This window comes from Pseudomonas sp. UMAB-40 (assembly GCF_900095275.1).
GTDB lineage: Bacteria > Pseudomonadota > Gammaproteobacteria > Pseudomonadales > Pseudomonadaceae > Aquipseudomonas > Aquipseudomonas mandelii_B.
The window spans coordinates 29,515-44,569 of record NZ_LT607562.1; the positions used below are offsets into that span (position 1 = coordinate 29,515).

At 58.9% G+C, this 15,055-nt stretch carries 15 protein-coding genes; 9 read left to right on the forward strand and 6 right to left on the reverse strand.

Translation table 11 applies throughout. The features are described 5' to 3' along the window. Positions 1 to 22 precede the first annotated feature (22 nt). Positions 23 to 727 carry a murein L,D-transpeptidase catalytic domain family protein gene (locus K0F88_RS17495; protein ID WP_094471582.1) on the reverse strand — a complete coding sequence of 235 codons (705 nt, stop codon included), beginning with the start codon at positions 725 to 727 and terminating at the stop codon, positions 23 to 25. 81 nt (positions 728 to 808) lie between these two features. On the opposite strand from K0F88_RS17495, the gene K0F88_RS17500 reads away from it, so the two are divergent. Then, positions 809 to 2,560, forward strand: coding sequence for a murein L,D-transpeptidase (locus K0F88_RS17500; RefSeq protein WP_094471583.1), 1,752 nt, complete (start codon positions 809 to 811; stop codon positions 2,558 to 2,560). Positions 2,561 to 2,628: 68 nt separating this feature from the next. Here the strand turns inward: K0F88_RS17500 and K0F88_RS17505 are convergent, their stop codons facing one another. After that, positions 2,629 to 3,096 (reverse strand): hypothetical protein, encoded by a 468-nt coding sequence (locus K0F88_RS17505; RefSeq protein ID WP_094471584.1) that lies wholly within the window; start codon positions 3,094 to 3,096, stop codon positions 2,629 to 2,631. A 110-nt stretch (positions 3,097 to 3,206) separates the two neighbouring features. Further along, the gene (locus K0F88_RS17510) at positions 3,207 to 4,055 is read right to left on the reverse strand and encodes a LysR substrate-binding domain-containing protein (protein ID WP_094471585.1); all 849 of its coding nucleotides are present in this window, start codon (positions 4,053 to 4,055) and stop codon (positions 3,207 to 3,209) included. A 108-nt stretch (positions 4,056 to 4,163) separates the two neighbouring features. On the opposite strand from K0F88_RS17510, the gene K0F88_RS17515 reads away from it, so the two are divergent. From K0F88_RS17515 to K0F88_RS17530, 4 genes are all read left to right on the forward strand, one after another. Further along, on the forward strand, positions 4,164 to 4,868 hold the full coding sequence (locus K0F88_RS17515) for a haloacid dehalogenase type II (protein ID WP_094471586.1): 705 nt from the start codon (positions 4,164 to 4,166) through the stop codon (positions 4,866 to 4,868). Positions 4,869 to 4,886: 18 nt separating this feature from the next. Further along, entirely contained in the window at positions 4,887 to 5,678 is a 792-nt protein-coding gene (locus K0F88_RS17520; RefSeq protein WP_094471587.1) for an aldolase, read from the forward strand. Between the two features lie 65 nt (positions 5,679 to 5,743). Beyond that, positions 5,744 to 7,315, forward strand: a complete 1,572-nt coding sequence (locus K0F88_RS17525; RefSeq protein WP_094471588.1) for a GGDEF domain-containing protein — start codon at positions 5,744 to 5,746, stop codon at positions 7,313 to 7,315. 142 nt (positions 7,316 to 7,457) lie between these two features. Beyond that, positions 7,458 to 8,021 carry a DUF1254 domain-containing protein gene (locus K0F88_RS17530; RefSeq protein WP_219095863.1) on the forward strand — a complete coding sequence of 188 codons (564 nt, stop codon included), beginning with the start codon at positions 7,458 to 7,460 and terminating at the stop codon, positions 8,019 to 8,021. A gap of 541 nt (positions 8,022 to 8,562) precedes the next feature. On the opposite strand, the gene K0F88_RS17535 is transcribed toward K0F88_RS17530, so the two are convergent. Next, a complete protein-coding gene (locus K0F88_RS17535) occupies positions 8,563 to 9,147 on the reverse strand; it encodes a GNAT family N-acetyltransferase (RefSeq protein ID WP_219096009.1) in 585 nt (194 codons plus the stop codon). 149 nt (positions 9,148 to 9,296) lie between these two features. Here K0F88_RS17535 and K0F88_RS17540 point away from each other — a divergent pair, with 149 nt between their 5' ends. The 3 genes from K0F88_RS17540 to K0F88_RS17550 all read left to right on the forward strand — a co-directional run bounded on the left by K0F88_RS17540 (position 9,297) and on the right by K0F88_RS17550 (position 13,700). After that, a complete protein-coding gene (locus tag K0F88_RS17540; RefSeq protein WP_094471589.1) occupies positions 9,297 to 11,867 on the forward strand; it encodes an EAL domain-containing protein in 2,571 nt (856 codons plus the stop codon). Between the two features lie 98 nt (positions 11,868 to 11,965). Then, positions 11,966 to 12,760 (forward strand): exodeoxyribonuclease III, encoded by a 795-nt coding sequence (locus K0F88_RS17545; protein WP_094471590.1) that lies wholly within the window; start codon positions 11,966 to 11,968, stop codon positions 12,758 to 12,760. Positions 12,761 to 12,872: 112 nt separating this feature from the next. After that, a complete protein-coding gene (locus tag K0F88_RS17550; protein ID WP_094471591.1) occupies positions 12,873 to 13,700 on the forward strand; it encodes an arylamine N-acetyltransferase in 828 nt (275 codons plus the stop codon). 96 nt (positions 13,701 to 13,796) lie between these two features. On the opposite strand, the gene K0F88_RS17555 is transcribed toward K0F88_RS17550, so the two are convergent. Together K0F88_RS17555 and K0F88_RS17560 are read right to left on the reverse strand one after the other, a co-directional pair. Next, positions 13,797 to 14,129: a BrnA antitoxin family protein gene (locus K0F88_RS17555; RefSeq protein WP_094471592.1), complete on the reverse strand. Its 333-nt coding sequence runs from the start codon at positions 14,127 to 14,129 to the stop codon at positions 13,797 to 13,799. Between the two features lie 3 nt (positions 14,130 to 14,132). Next, the gene (locus K0F88_RS17560; RefSeq protein ID WP_094471593.1) at positions 14,133 to 14,414 is read right to left on the reverse strand and encodes a BrnT family toxin; all 282 of its coding nucleotides are present in this window, start codon (positions 14,412 to 14,414) and stop codon (positions 14,133 to 14,135) included. 254 nt (positions 14,415 to 14,668) lie between these two features. Here K0F88_RS17560 and K0F88_RS32470 point away from each other — a divergent pair. After that, positions 14,669 to 15,055 (forward strand): solute carrier family 23 protein (locus K0F88_RS32470; RefSeq protein WP_306823133.1); only part of this gene is annotated, 387 nt, incomplete at its 3' end.

Below are 15,055 nucleotides of genomic sequence, written 5' to 3' on the forward strand. Positions count from 1 at the left end.
TTCTGCAAGCCTCACACGTTGTTCACTTGCGGACAGTGGTGTTGGAGGTTGACGCCACCGTGCCGCTGCCACAATTGATATACGAGGAAGACTTCAACCAACGCTGATCCGGATAGTAAGAAAACAACAGCTGCCCACCCTTCATCGAATCAATCAGCCGACGAGCAACCGCCGGTCTGACCGCCGGGCAACCGAGGCTCCTGCCAATCCGCCCATTCGCACGGGCCAGGACCGGACTCACATAAGGCGCGCCATGAATCACGATGGCCCGGTCAAACGCGTTGTCATTGAAACCCGGCTCAAGGCCTTCCATGCGTAGCGAGTAACCGTTCTGTCCGACATAGCTCTGCTGGGTGCGATACAACCCGAGGCTGGTGGCGAAGCTTTCATTCTGGTTGGAGAAGTTGACGGCCATGTTTTCGCCGCTATTGCGTCCATGGGCGACCAGTTCATGAAACAGCAACTTGCGCTTCTTTAAATCGAACACCCATAAACGTTGCTCGGTCGAAGGCAGGGAATAATCAATAACCGCAAGTCTTTGGACAGGAGCTTTGCCTTGAGCGATGCTGCATTGCGAGGCGCGAACGGCGAGGTTGATGACGTTGGCGTTAGCTTTCGGGGCCGCTTTGATGAGGGCGGCCGCGAGCGAATCGGCGTAGGCTGACGGTACGGACATTGCAGTCAGTAGCAGGGCCGAAAGTAGATAGCCAAAACGTAGTGGCGCCATATAGATGTCTCATCATGTTAAGTTCGAGTCTAGCAGTGCGTGGGAAGCTAGCTGTTGAATGCGGGGGATTAAGGATTATTCATGGTGCTTTTAACAAGGTTATTCGTCATAAGCCGCGTATTTTTTATGGGCTTTCTGATAAGCGGCACAGCACTTGCGGAAACGTCGTCGATTGAGCCGCTAAATGCACCTACCTCCACAATCGAGGCCGCAGCGGACGATAACGTCGGTCAAGCGATTCAGGCCTCGCTTGAACCGCTGAAAACTGCATTTCCGCCGCTGCTGACCGCACCACGCAATCGGCGGGTGGATGTCAGCCGTCTGGTCATGGATTTTTATACGCATCGTGCCTACCGCGCGGCGTGGACCAATGACAGCGATGTCGCGCAATTGATCGCCAGCCTGAACGCGACTGAGGCCGACGGCTTGACCCCGGCGGACTTTCATATCGATGAATTGGTCCGGTCGCAAACCACGATGCAGACGACACCGGTGACGCCCGAGCAGCGGGCGGCGTTCGATATGGCGACCACGCATACGTTTATCACCGCGCTGCTGCAGTTGCGGCGGGGCAAGGTCGACCCTTCGCGGCTCGACATTCACTGGAATTTTGATTCGAATGGCGTCGATCCACGTGACGACGTCAATGCTTTCTTCGCCGCACTCGACAATCACGACGTGGCCAAGGCTTTTGCCCAGGCACCGCCGCAAGAAGCGGTGTACGTCGGTTTGCGTCAGGCCTTGGCGCAATTGCGCGGCATTCGGGACCGGGGCGGCTGGCCGAAAGTGGTGGTCGATCATTCGCTCAAACCGGGCATGGATGAACCGGCGGTCGCGCAATTGCGCGCGAGGATGGTCGCGGCCGGTTTTCTCGATCCGCGATTGATCCACGGCACCCAGTACGACGGGGCCGTCACCGCAGCGGTGAAAAAGTATCAGAACGAGCAATACCTGAGTGCGGACGGCATGGCAGGGGCGACAACACTGGCAGCGCTGAACGTGCCGGTTGATGCGCGCATCGACCAGGTCCGCGTGAACATGGAGCGCGCACGTTGGCTGCTCTACAAACTCCAGGGCACGTTCGTTATCGTCGATATCGCCGGCTACAAAGTGGCGATGTACCGCGATGGCCTGCCGATCTGGCGATCCCGGGTGCAGGTCGGTAAAGCGGCGCGCAATACCCCAATCTTCCAGGCGCAGATTACTTACATCACGTTTAACCCGACCTGGACCGTACCGCCAACGATCCTCAAGGAAGATATGCTGCCGAAGGTGCAGAGCAATCCCGGCTACCTCGCGGCCAACCGCATTAGAGTGCTGGATCGCGAAGGCAATGTGCTCGACCCGTCGACCGTCGACTGGAGCAACCCGCGCGGCCTCACGCTGCGTCAGGATGCCGGGCCTGACAGTTCGTTGGGCCAGGTGGTGATCCGCTTTCCCAACGACTATGCGATTTACCTCCACGACACGCCGCACCGCGAGTTGTTTGCCAAAACCGTCCGCGCAACCAGCTCGGGCTGCATTCGGGTAGAGAATCCGCTGCAGCTTGTGGAGTTGTTGTTCAACGACCCGGTCCGGTGGAACAGCGAAGGTATTCAAAAGCAGTTGGCCAGCGGCAAGACCGAGAACATTCGGCTTCCGGTGAAAGTGCCGGTGTTGCTGGCGTACTGGACCGTGGATTTGGGCAGCGACGGGCGAGTGGCGTTCAAGCCTGATGTGTACGGCTACGATGCGCCGGTGTTGCGCGCGCTGAATCGGCCGTCGCCGCTGCCAGTACTGGATTTGCATTCGGCGGTGGGATCGGTGGTGGCGACGGGACCGGCGCGGCAGTAGGGGATTGGACTTGATAGTAAGTCCGTCCCCTTGGTTTTGGTGATCTGTCTTCGTTGTTCGTCTGGGTGTTAAAGCTGCATACCTTCCTGCACCACCGAAAGTAGACTGCTCTCCGTCAACGCAACCGCATCCAGTTGCTGTCCGGCCTGCTCAATCACCTGCAACCACCAATGCGTCTCGCCATGCTCGTCCACTGTGCGCAACAGCGCGAGTTCTTTGTCTGTCGAGTGAATCTCGACACGCCCAGCGCCATCTTCAGTGAAGCGCGCAACAGGGTCGAAGATGATGCAGTGCTCATTGCCTTCGATCAGAAGCTGGTCGATCGCGTAATCGAAAGTCGCACCTTCTGAATCGCACTCGAAGACATGTGTCGGATTGCGTCGCAGAATCAGGCCTACCTCAGTCAGCGGCTTCAGCCACGCCTCGATCTGCTCATATAACCCGTAGACTTGGCCGGGCCAACTGTCGATCATCTGATCTGCGCTGGTAGACCGGGTCTGTTTCAGCTTCGCCGCGAGTTCGTCTGCCTTACTCATTTCTATTCCCTGTCGTGATGTAAGAGTAATCGTAGCTCCTTCACTGCCATCCGGGCTTTGCCCTGCGTCATGTCAGCGACACAAGCGTGACAAATCATTTCTACTCACACTCAGTTGCCCAAGACCGCCAACTCCTCCCGCAAAAACTCCACCAGATCCCGCTGCAACCCCGTCAACGCGCCCTCGCGGCTGATCAACGCCAACTCCGTCGGCGGCAACTCCGGCAGATCGGTGCACACGCTGTGCTCCGGCAACACCGCCGAAGCCGGCAGTACGGAAATCCCCAACCCCGAAGCCACCGCCGCCTGGATTCCGGTCAAGCTATGGCTGCCAAACGCAACACGCCAGGGGCGCTGTGCCACGTCCAGCAAGCGGATCGCTCGCTGGCGATAAATGCACCCTTGTGGAAACAACGCCAATGGCAACACGCCGTTGGCCGAGTCGACCCCCGCGCCTTTGACCCACACCAGCACTTCCGGCCACGCCGCCCAGCATGGTCCGCTGTCCGGTTCGCGTTTGACCAGGGCGATGTCGATCTCACCCGATGCGAGTTTTTGCTTCAGATCCGTGCTCATGCCGCTGACCGTATCCAGCCGGGCTTGCGGTCTGGCGCGATTGAAGCCGGCGAGGATCAGCGCCATACGCCGCGCATCAAAGTCCTCCGGCACGCCGATGCGCAGGATCTCCAGATCCAGGTCGCAGGCCAAGGCTTCAACCGCTTCAGAAGACAGGGCCAGCAAGCGTCGGGCGTAGTGAATCAGCAGTTCGCCATGCTCGGTGACGTTGACGTTCTGCCCGGTACGGTCGCGCAGGAGCAGGGGATGACCGACCAATTCTTCCAGTTTGCGAACCTGTTGGCTCACGGTGGATTGGGTTCGATGCACACGTTCGGCGGCGCGGGTGAAGCTGCCTTCATCGACCACGCAGACGAAGGTCTTGAGCAATTCAAGATCAAGCATGGTGACCTCCTTGATATTTGATTTTCGACTGACTAGTCGATATTAATTTAATTTCACACTATCACTGACGGCTCGTAATCTGAAGATCACCGTTCAGAGGATACAAACATGACACTCAAAAATACCCCGCGCCCCGAATGGCTGACCTTCGATTGTTACGGCACGTTGATCCAGTGGGATGAAGGCCTCAAGGCCGTGGTCGCTGAGATCCTGCACGACAAGGGCGACCACAGCGTTGAAGCCGATCGCCTCATCGAGGTCTACGACCGGCATGAACACCGGCTGGAGCAGATCCCGCCGCATCGCTCGTTTCGCCAACTGAGCACGCTCGGGTTGCAGCTCGCTCTGGAGGAGCTGGGCTTGGCGAGCCTGCCCGAAGACAGTCAGCGGTTGGCCGGGGCGATTCCGCGGATGCCGCCGTTCCCTGAAGTGATCGAGACCCTCGCGAAACTCAAGGCGATGGGTTTCAAACTGTGCATCGTCTCTAACACCGACGACGACATCATCGCCGGCAACGTTGCGCAGCTCGGCGGACATATCGATCGGGTCATCACTGCGCAACAGGCCGGGGCCTACAAGCCGAATCCGCGACTGTTTGACTACGCTCACGAGCAGCTTGGTGTCAGCCGGGATCAAGTGGTCCACATCTGCGCCAGCCCGACACTGGATCACGCCGCTGCCCGAGACATGCACTTTCGCTGCGTGTGGATTGACCGTGGCACGGGTCGGCAATTGCTGCCGGACTACCGACCCGATGCGATATTGAGCACGCTGGATCAGGTTGTACCTTTGTTCACATCCCTCGGCTGGTAAAAACACGGAGACCTCGCCATGGCCCACACCCTTGCAGGCGGTTCGCGTTCCGCGCGTTATGCCGATCTCAACCTGGATTCACTAGCCGTCATCACCGCCCGCACCGAGTTGGCCGCGTGTTTTCAACTGGCCGCGCTGCATGGCCTGGAGGAGGGCATCTGTAACCATTTTTCGGCGATGGTGCCGGGCCGGGATGATCTGTTTTTTGTGAATCCCTACGGGTACGCATTCGCCGAGGTGACGGCGCAGAATCTGCTGGTGTGCGACTTCCACGGCAATGTCGTGGACGGCGAAGGGCAGCCCGAGGCGACTGCGTTTTACATCCATGCCCGACTGCACAAACAGCTGCCGAGGGTGAAAGTGGCGTTCCACACTCATATGCCTCACGCCACGGCGTTGTGCTTGCTGCAAGGTCCCCCGCTGCTGTGGTTGGGCCAGACGGCGCTGAAATTTTACGGCCGCACGGCGGTGGACGAAAACTACAACGGCCTGGCCCTCGATGATTCCGAAGGCGACCGGATCGCCAGTGTCATGGGCAACGCCGACATCCTGTTCCTCAAGAACCACGGGGTGATTGTCGCCGGGCCGACCATCGCCGAAGCCTGGGATGATTTGTACTATCTGGAGCGTGCCGCGCAAGTGCAACTGATGGCCATGGCGACCCAGCGCGAACTCAAACCGGTGCCCCACGACATTGCCCAGCGGGCCTACGAGCAAATGCGCCTGGGCGATGCCGAAAGTGCTCGCGCGCATTTGCACAGTGCGATGCGGCGGCTAGCCAAAGGACAATTGCCCCTCACCCCCGCGTAGACTAAGCTCACAAAAATTAAGGGCTTTGGGCCTTTGCCCATGCCTTGCCCTTACAGGACGAGCTTTTGCCTATCCTCACTCAAGACCCGCAGCAAACTTCGGACGGCGCTTTGAAACGGTTATCTCTGCTCAAGGCAGCGGTGCTGTTTATCGCGACGGTGTGCCTCTGTCTCTGTGGTCTGCTTTATCTGCAACTGGAGCAATCGCGGCGCCACGCGCTGGATGTGGCGCAAGTCGCGTCTTCGAACCTGGCTCGCGCCATGGCACAGCAGGCCGAAGACACCTTTATGAAAGCCGACCTGGTGTTGACCAGTCTGGTGGACTGGATTCAGGTCGATGGCTACGGCGCGGCACAAAAGCCACGCTTGCAGAAAGTCTTCGCCCGGCGGGTGCAGGCGCTCGACCAATTGCACGGGATATTTCTGTTCGACAAGCAAGGGCAGTGGGTCGTGACGTCGTTCGATGATTTGACCCGCGGTCCGGGCGTGTCGGATCGAGAGTACTTCACGTTCCACCAGCAGAACGCATCGACCCTCGCCCACATCGGGCCGGCACTTCGCAGTCGGGAAAATGGCGAGTGGATCATTCCGGTGTCCAAACGGGTGAACGACAAGAACGGCAACTTCCAGGGCGTGGTGTTGGCCGGAATCAAAATGGCCTATTTCGATCAGTTCTTCAAAAGCTTCAGCATCGATGACAATGGCTCGATGTTTTTGGCGCTGACCGACGGCACGCTGCTGGCGCGAAGGCCGTTTGTGGAAGCGCAGATCGGTACGTCCCTGGCCAAAGGCGAAATCTTTCAGAAACTCTTGCCCAACGCGCCCGCCGGCAACGCGATGATCAGTTCGGTAGTCGATGGTGTTGTCCGTTTGTATGGCTACCGTCAACTCGAGGCCTATCCGCTGGTGGTCTCGGCGGCATCCTCCAGGGATTCGATTCTCAAGGATTGGTACGGCACCGCGTTTCAGTCCTGCGTCATCGTTGCCCTGGTGGTGCTGGGTGTGGGCCTGTTCGGTTGGGTGTTCGTTCGCCAGGTGCGCGTTGGCGTGCAGGTCGAGGCCGATTTGCGCAAGGCCAAGGAAGCACTGAAGCTGATCGCGACTCACGACAGCCTGACGGGTCTGGCCAATCGCCGACTCTTCGAACAGGCGCTGGACATCGAGTTTGGGCGAGGTGCCCGGCAGTCGAGTTCGCTAAGCCTGATCATGCTCGATATCGATTACTTCAAACGCTACAACGATGCTTATGGCCACGTAGCAGGGGACCACTGCCTGGCGGAAGTGGCACGGGCAATCAAGAGTTGCTGTCACCGCAAAGCCGATCTGGCGGTGCGTTATGGCGGTGAGGAGTTTGCGGTGCTGCTGCCTGACACCGACCTTCACGGTGCGTTGGTAATTGCCGAACAGATCCGCCGCAGCGTCATGGACAAGAACATCACCCACAGCGGTTCACCCACCGGTTTCGTGACAGTCAGCCTTGGCTGTTACGCGTTTGTGCCGACCGGGCGCGACAGCATCGAAGTGTTCATCGAGCGAGCGGATGCGGCGTTGTATCAGGCCAAGCATTCGGGTCGAAACCGTGCGGCGGTGTTGTCGATGGAAGGCGGGGTGGAAGCGCTGATGCGCTCCGACCGTTGAGGCATTTCGTGCAGTTGTTTCAGGCCTGTAACAGTCACTCGTCCGTCTGTCTTTCTATCAGTTCCGTCTGTTTTCATCGTCTAGAGTTGCGGTAGCTCTGTCGAACCCGACAGGGTTTCCCACAGCACGGACAATCGCCAAAATGTTGATCACTCAAGCATTGAAAGCCGTTGCTCTAATTCTTGCAGTTTCCGTTGTATTGCCGCTGTCCAGCCAGGCTCAAACGAACGTCACGCCGCAAGAAGCCAACGTCTTTGTGACGTTGCCGCAGTACCCATCCGAAGACTTCAAAGCCGTGGTGCAGTCGAACGTCGACACGTTGTACTCCATCGCCTGGCTCGATTTGACCAAGGAGCCGCTGGTGATTACCGCACCGGACACCGCCGGGCGTTTTTACGTGTTGCCAATGCTCGATATGTGGAGCGAGGTGTTCGCCTCGCCGGGTGGACATGAGACGGGCACACAGTCCAATGAGTTTCTGGTGACACCACCGGGATGGACCGGAACGGTGCCGGCGGGCTTGAGTCAATTGCCGGCGCCTACGTCCTTCATCTGGGTCATCGGCCGCACCGAGGTCAGTGGGGCAGTGGACTATGCGACGGTGAACAGGATTCAGGCTGGCTACACCGTGACGCCGTTGTCGCAGATCGGCAAAAGAGCCGAGCCGGTCGCCATCCATGCTCGTGTGGTCACGGCGGGTCGGTGAGCGCTGACACCTTGGGCGTTGGCTATTACGTTAAGTACACTCGATAGAAGGCAGCCGACAATCTCCCATCATTGGCTGCTTCTACGCGTCCAGCTGCCCGTCCCGCCTCCCGCACCGCCGGTCCCACCTCCAGCAGCTCCCGTGCCGCCGCCTGCACCCGAGCCGCTGGCGCCGGCATTTCCACCATTGCCCTCTCTAGACGATCCGTATCCGCCATTGCCCCGGTCAGGGGTATATCGACCAGAGGGTTGGTCCGGATAGTTGTTGGGGGTCAGGATTGAGCCGCCGCGAGACCAGGATCCGGTCTCGGTCGCGTCGGTGTTATCGCCGGAGGCTGCGTAAGTGGCGCCTGTGGCTGCCAGCAAACCGGTCAACAACAGGGTGGTGATGTTGATGTTCATCAGTCCACGTCTCCAATGATGAGTCGTTACCGCTGATGGTGTGACGGGCCGGGCGGAAGGTGTTGGCGGGATGACGAATGGTCGATGGTGCGTTGCTTCTCGGGTTCGGAGCAGGCGCACTCCCACAGTGACTCAAAGTGTTAACGAGGGCTGTATTCAGCCAGTTTCTTCTCAAGATGCTCCCGCACCACCGGCCACTCCTCATCAATGATGCTGAACCGCACCGAATTACGCTTGCGGCCATCCGGCATGATCCGTTCGTGGCGCACGATGCCTTCCTGTTGCGCGCCGAGTCGCAAGATCGCATTGCGCGATTTCTGGTTGTTTTCATCAGTGGTGAATTGCACCCGCACGCAGTCCAGCACATCGAAGGCGTAACGCAACATCAGGTATTTGGCCTCGGTGTTGACGAACGTTTTCTGCCAGCGCGCTGAGATCCAGCTGCTGCCGATTTCGAGCTTGCGGTTGAGGCGGTCGATTTTCCAGAAGCGTGTCGAACCAATGATCTCGCCGGTGTCCTTGAGCACGATAACGAAGGGCAGGACCGTTCCCGCCTCGCGCCCGTCGAGGGCTTTCTTCAAATAGCTGTCGACGGTAGTCGGGGAGGGCACGACGGTGACCGTCAGGTTCCATAATTCGCCATCCCGGGCGGCGTTGACCAGCGCATCGGCATCGCCGGGTTGCAGGGCGCGCAGGGTGATTCGTTGACCGTCCAGGGTGTCCATGAGCGAGAGGTTCTCGGCATTAAAAGGTTCGCGGGTGATGCGCGCCATTACAGGGTAGCGGCTGTCGATTGGCAATAGTCGTGACGCGATGTTGGACCCTGGCTGCTATGGTCAATGGACGCAGGCAATCGATTGACAGGATCCCATGCATGGAATTCACCGCGCCGACCGCCGCCGCACCCGCGCGCCATACGCCGATCACACGGAACCTGGTCTGGTCCGTCGGGCTGGTGTTTGTATTGGGGGTGCTGATTGCCTTGGTTGCCTTGTTCAACATTGCCGGCCGGCTCGATGCCCGGGATCTGGCCAAGACCACGTTCTACACCCAGCGTGCGCTGGAAAACCGCATCTCAGCCTCAAAAAACTACGTCGCCAGTTATGCAACCTGGACCACCGCCTACGATCATTTGAATGGCGAAGTCGATGCACAGTGGGCTTACGTTGAGCAGAACATGGGTAAAACCCTGTTCACCATGGATCATTACGACGGCGTTTTTGTGGTCGACCATCAGCGAACCAAATACGCCGTGGTGCGCGGCCTTCAGGTCCGGGACGACGCAGCGGTCCGGCTGTCGATAGCGATGGCGGCACTGATCAAGGAAGTGCAGGGCCAGGAAAGCCTGCTTGTCCCCATCAGCCGGTTCACGCTCTTCGAGGGCCAGCCCGCGCTGTTGACGGCGGCGGCGATCGTGCCCAATGACGAAAGGCCGGCGGTCGATCCCCAAAGCACGTCGGTGCTGGTGTTCGTCGATCAATTGAGTCCGGAAAAGCTCAGCGCCTTGAGTGCCGACTATGGTTTGCATGACTTGAGCCTCGCACCTGACAACACCCTTGCTCCCGGTCAGCCCGCGGTGGCACTCACGGGTACCGGCTACAGCCTGGTCTCGCGGCTCGAACAACCAGGCCATCAGCTGCTTTGGTCACTGCTACCACCCCTTGGCGGCGCGCTGTTGATTCTCGCGTTATTGACGGCTTACTTCTTTCGTTATGTATTGCGCACGTCGGGGCACGTGGATGCCAGTTACATCAACCTCGATTTGTCTAACCAGGCGCTGGAGGCCAGTGAAGAGCGTTTTCGGGCAGTGGCCGAGGCCGCTTCCGACTGGATCTGGGAAATCGATGACCAGCATCGGATCACGTACCTGTCGGGGCGTTTCGGCGCCGTCACCGGTTTTTCCGATCAGCAATGGCTGGGGCAGGACATCGAGCAGCTGCTGTATTGCGATACCACGCCGTTGTCACTGTGGCTGAACAAACTCAACGAAGAGCACAGCGTCAGTCATCTGCGCTGTTCCTATCGCGATCAGTCGGGGCAGCAACGTGTCAGTCGGGTGTCGGCGCGACCGATCCACAGCAAAGGCGCAGTGCTGGGTTACCGCGGCACGGCCAGCGACATCACCGATGAAGTCGCCGCCCATGCGCAAATCCAGCATCTGTCGTTGCACGACGCGCTGACCGGCCTGCCCAATCGCAACAAACTCGCGCGTTACCTCGAAGACGCTTTGGTGCTGAAGGAGCATTCGGCGCCGCTGACGTTGTTGATGATCGACTTGGACAACTTCAAGCCGATCAATGACTCTCTTGGTCACCCGGCCGGCGATGCGGTGTTGCTGGAGGTGGCCACCCGCTTGCGTGAATGCACGCGCGACATTGACCTGGTCGCACGACTGGGCGGCGACGAGTTTGTGCTGGTGCTCAATGGCATGGACATCCACACGGAAATCGACCGGATCTGCGAACGTATCCTCGAAAGCCTGCACCAGCCGATCCACTATGACCATCACACGCTGCACATCGGTGCGAGCATCGGCATCGCCTTGAGCCGACGTCAGGGGCACATGCCGGAGGAGTTGATTCGATGTGCCGACATCGCGCTGTATCAGGCCAAATCCGACGGCAAGAAAACCTGGTGCTATTTTGCGCCGCACATGAACGATCAGATCCAGCATCGCCGCAAACTCGAAAACGACCTGCGCCAGGCGATCAAGAACAACGAGTTCGTGATGCACTATCAGCCGCGTTATCACGTCGATGGCAAGCAGATCGTCTCGGTCGAAGCGTTGCTGCGCTGGCAGCATCCGGTGCAGGGATTACTCAGCCCCGACTCGTTTATTCCGTTGGCCGAGCAGACTGATCTGATCGTGCCCTTGGGGCGCTGGGTTTTACGTGAGGCGTGCGAGACGGCACTGACCTGGCCGGGTGAGTTGATGGTGTCTGTCAACCTGTCGCCTGTGCAATTCGTGCGCAGTGACGTGGTGGAGGATGTCAGGGAGGCGTTGATCCAGAGTCGTTTGCCTGCCAGTCGACTGGAGCTGGAGATCACCGAAAACGTGATGCTCAACGATGTCGACGGTGCGCTCGCGACCATGAACGCACTGAAGGAATTGGGTGTGCGTTTGAACATGGACGACTTTGGCACCGGTTATTCGTCGCTGGGTTACCTGCGCACGTATCCGTTCGACGGGATCAAGATCGACAAGCGCTTTATCTCGTCCATGAGCGGCACCGGTAACGACCGTGCGGTGGTGCAGGCGATCATCAACCTGGGCAAGGCCATGGGGCTGACGGTGACCGCAGAGGGCGTCGAGACTCTGGAACAACTGGACTTCCTGATCTCGGACGAGTGCCATGAGGTGCAGGGTTTCTACCTCAGCCGGCCGATGGAAAACCAGGCGCTGCTGCCATTGCTCAAGGCATCGCGTGATGAGCATCCGTTGTAACGGGGGACCTTTAGTCGCCTGTGTCGGTTGTCGTCGCAACTGCCATGGCGCCCTCCGGTCACAACTGGATATCGTCCATCCGTTGCGAGCCCCGGCCTATGAAAAACCTGAAAATCGCCACTTTCAACGTCAACGGCATGCGTGCCCGGCTGCCGAATCTGCTGGCCTGGCTTGAGCGGGAAAAACCGGACATTGCCTGTTTGCAGGAGCTCAAGTCGGTCGACAGCGCATTCCCGGCCGCCGAGCTTGAGGCCATTGGCTATGGCGCCATCTGGCAAGGCCAGTCGTCGTGGAACGGGGTGGCGATTCTGGCCCGTGATGCGCAACCTTTGGAGAGCCGGCGCGGCCTGCCGGGAGATGACGCCGACACGCACAGTCGCTACCTGGAAGCTGCGGTGCACGGGATTCTGGTGGGCTGCCTGTATTTGCCCAACGGCAATCCGCAACCCGGGCCGAAATTCGACTACAAACTGGCGTGGTTCGAACGGCTGATCGCCTATGCCAAGGACCTGCAGAGCAGCGAACATCCGGTGGTGCTGGCCGGCGACTACAACGTGGTGCCCACCGACCTGGACATCTACAACCCGCGCTCGTGGCTCAAGGACGCCTTGCTGCAACCGGAGAGTCGCGAGTGTTACCAGCGCTTGCTGGATCAGGGCTGGACCGATTCCCTGCGTCATCTGTACCCCGAGGATCGGCTCTACACCTTCTGGGATTATTTCCGGCAGCACTGGCAGAAAAACTCGGGGTTGCGCATCGATCACCTGCTACTCAATCCGGCGCTGAGCCCCTATCTGCACGAGGCCGGGGTCGACGCCTGGGTGCGCAACGAACCGCACGCCAGCGACCATGCGCCGACGTGGATTCGCTTGAGTTCGCGCAAACGGCGTTGATGTTCAGAGGGTGGGCGATTGGCTAAATCAATTGTCAGTCGAACCGCTTTATCCCTTATACATGGCGCCCATCGGCGGAGAGATCCGCGGCCCCCTGCAGAAGGACCGAGCAATGAGCGAGCCACGCCTGACGAACCGTGCGTTATACCTGCAACGCCTGGGTTTCGACGCGCCCCCGGCGCCGACCCTGGACACCTTGCGCCAACTCCAGTTGCGCCATACCGGGGCCTTCCCGTTTGAAAACCTCACCACGCTGTCCGGCGAGCCGGTACGCATCGACCTTCCATCCATCGAGCAGAAAATCCTGCAAGAAGGGCGCGGCGGTTACTGCTACGAGCTCAACTACGCGTTTCTAGCCTTGCTTCAGGAATTGGGTTTTGACGCATGCGGCATTACCGGTCGAGTGGTCATGGGCCAGCCCGAAGGCGCCTGGACTGCCCGCACGCACCGCTTGAGCCTGGTCACGCTGGACCGCGTGCGCTACATCACCGACGTCGGCTTCGGCGGCATGGTGCCGACCGCTCCGCTGATGCTCGACACCGATGTTGCACAGCGCACTCCTCACGAGCCGTATCGCATCGAGCGCCATGCAGACGGCTACACCTTGCGTGCCAACGTCAGCGGCGAGTGGCGGCCGATGTACATCTTCGACCTGCAACGCCAGGAAGACATCGACTACACCCTCGGCAACTGGTACGTCTCGACCCATCCGGAATCGTCGTTTACCAAGCAATTGTTGGTCGCGCGCACCGGGGATGGCTGGAGGCGCACGTTGAACAACGGCAGTTTTGCGATTCATCGGGTGGGCGCCGAGAGCGAACGGCGGCAGGTTGCTGATGTGGAGGAGTTGATCGGGTTACTGGAGGGGGAGTTCGGGATTCGCGTGCCGGAGCATGCGCAGTTGCGGCAGGTGCTCGGGCGGTTGATTCAGGTGACATAGCCATCGTCCCGAGAGGGCAGATTCAAAACATCTGCCCTTTTTCTTTGCGTGGGGATCAGGCTCCGCTCCCCCCTTGGTTCTTGAAACGGCACACCCTCAAGGCTCAATCACACGATGAATCTCGCTCAAGACCTCTGAGAGTTTTTTCTCCAGGCTCTTCAGTTCAGATGCAGTAATTCCTTCTTTGAAATGCCCACCATTCGCCACCGTCGCGTACTGATCGTGCGCGGTGGTTTTTTCCTTGGTGTTGAGCAGTGCCTGGCGCAGCGTGTTGTTGATCACTGTTTGGTAGCCATACCCCTCGCTCTCCGCCATGGCGCGTGCAGCTTCGATGACGACATCGTCGAGCATGATGGTAATTCGGGTTTTGCCTTTGCTGGAGGCAACAGCTCCACGCTTGGCATTGCTGAAATCGTATTCATCTTTCATCGTTCAATTCTCCAAGTAACGACGGCGCTCATTTTTGCTGGCGAGGCGCGCGGAAATGATTCGTACGAAATTCGGATCGCGATAGGTGTACGCAACGACCAGCAAGCGAGCTTTGGCATCCATGCCCATGACAATCCACCGTTGTTCATCGTGATGGTTATCCTGAATCGTCAGTGCTCGCTCGTCGTAAAACACCGGTTCAGTTTCGGCGAGGCTGATGCCGCGATGCTTTAATTTGTTGGCTGCGTTTTTTGCCTTGTGATACTGAATCTCGAATGACTTCATTATGCATACTTTATATGTATAAGCGAGAGGCGTCCGTGCCGGCGGTCGCTTGGAATGCAAAAGACTAGCGGGCAGGGGAGCAGGCAGATGAAGGATGTATTACAAGATTTTTGGAGGGGAAAGGCGCGCAGTTAAAGGCCGACATTGACACGTGTCCATTATCTGACTGATGAGTTGTATACAACTCTATAGACATTTGTCCTGAGTCTTGCATACAGTGTGCGCATAACAAAAAACCAGGGAACCCCCCAACCATGAAAACGCCCCATGTTTCACACCAACGGCCTGAGGACGAAAACCTCGGGGTCGGCGCGAATATGGCTTACGGCCTGCAACATGTTCTGACCATGTACGGCGGCATCGTCGCGGTGCCTTTGATCATCGGCCAGGCGGCCGGACTCTCGCCGGCGGACATCGGTTTGTTGATTGCTGCTTCATTGTTTGCGGGGGGCTTGGCGACATTACTGCAGACCCTCGGTTTACCGTTCTTCGGGTGTCAGTTGCCGCTGGTGCAGGGCGTGTCTTTCTCCGGCGTTGCGACGATGGTGGCGATTGTCAGCAGCGGCGGGGAGGGCGGATTTCAGTCGATTCTCGGGGCGGTGATTGCCGCGTCGTTGATCGGATTACTGATCACGCCGGTG

What these genes read in the sequence shown, in the direction of transcription:
- K0F88_RS17545 (WP_094471590.1), top strand. Translation starts at nt 11,966, where the DNA reads ATGAAAAACCTGAAAATCGCCACTTTCAACGTCAACGGCATGCGTGCC.
- K0F88_RS17550 (WP_094471591.1), top strand. Translation starts at nt 12,873, where the DNA reads ATGAGCGAGCCACGCCTGACGAACCGTGCGTTATACCTGCAACGCCTG.
- K0F88_RS17540 (WP_094471589.1), top strand. Translation starts at nt 9,297, where the DNA reads ATGGAATTCACCGCGCCGACCGCCGCCGCACCCGCGCGCCATACGCCG.
- K0F88_RS17505 (WP_094471584.1), bottom strand. Translation starts at nt 3,096, where the DNA reads ATGAGTAAGGCAGACGAACTCGCGGCGAAGCTGAAACAGACCCGGTCT.
- K0F88_RS17515 (WP_094471586.1), top strand. Translation starts at nt 4,164, where the DNA reads ATGACACTCAAAAATACCCCGCGCCCCGAATGGCTGACCTTCGATTGT.
- K0F88_RS17510 (WP_094471585.1), bottom strand. Translation starts at nt 4,055, where the DNA reads ATGCTTGATCTTGAATTGCTCAAGACCTTCGTCTGCGTGGTCGATGAA.
- K0F88_RS17555 (WP_094471592.1), bottom strand. Translation starts at nt 14,129, where the DNA reads ATGAAAGATGAATACGATTTCAGCAATGCCAAGCGTGGAGCTGTTGCC.
- K0F88_RS17530 (WP_219095863.1), top strand. Translation starts at nt 7,458, where the DNA reads ATGTTGATCACTCAAGCATTGAAAGCCGTTGCTCTAATTCTTGCAGTT.
- K0F88_RS17535 (WP_219096009.1), bottom strand. Translation starts at nt 9,147, where the DNA reads ATGGACACCCTGGACGGTCAACGAATCACCCTGCGCGCCCTGCAACCC.
- K0F88_RS17495 (WP_094471582.1), bottom strand. Translation starts at nt 727, where the DNA reads ATGGCGCCACTACGTTTTGGCTATCTACTTTCGGCCCTGCTACTGACT.
- K0F88_RS17560 (WP_094471593.1), bottom strand. Translation starts at nt 14,414, where the DNA reads ATGAAGTCATTCGAGATTCAGTATCACAAGGCAAAAAACGCAGCCAAC.
- K0F88_RS17520 (WP_094471587.1), top strand. Translation starts at nt 4,887, where the DNA reads ATGGCCCACACCCTTGCAGGCGGTTCGCGTTCCGCGCGTTATGCCGAT.
- K0F88_RS17500 (WP_094471583.1), top strand. Translation starts at nt 809, where the DNA reads ATGGTGCTTTTAACAAGGTTATTCGTCATAAGCCGCGTATTTTTTATG.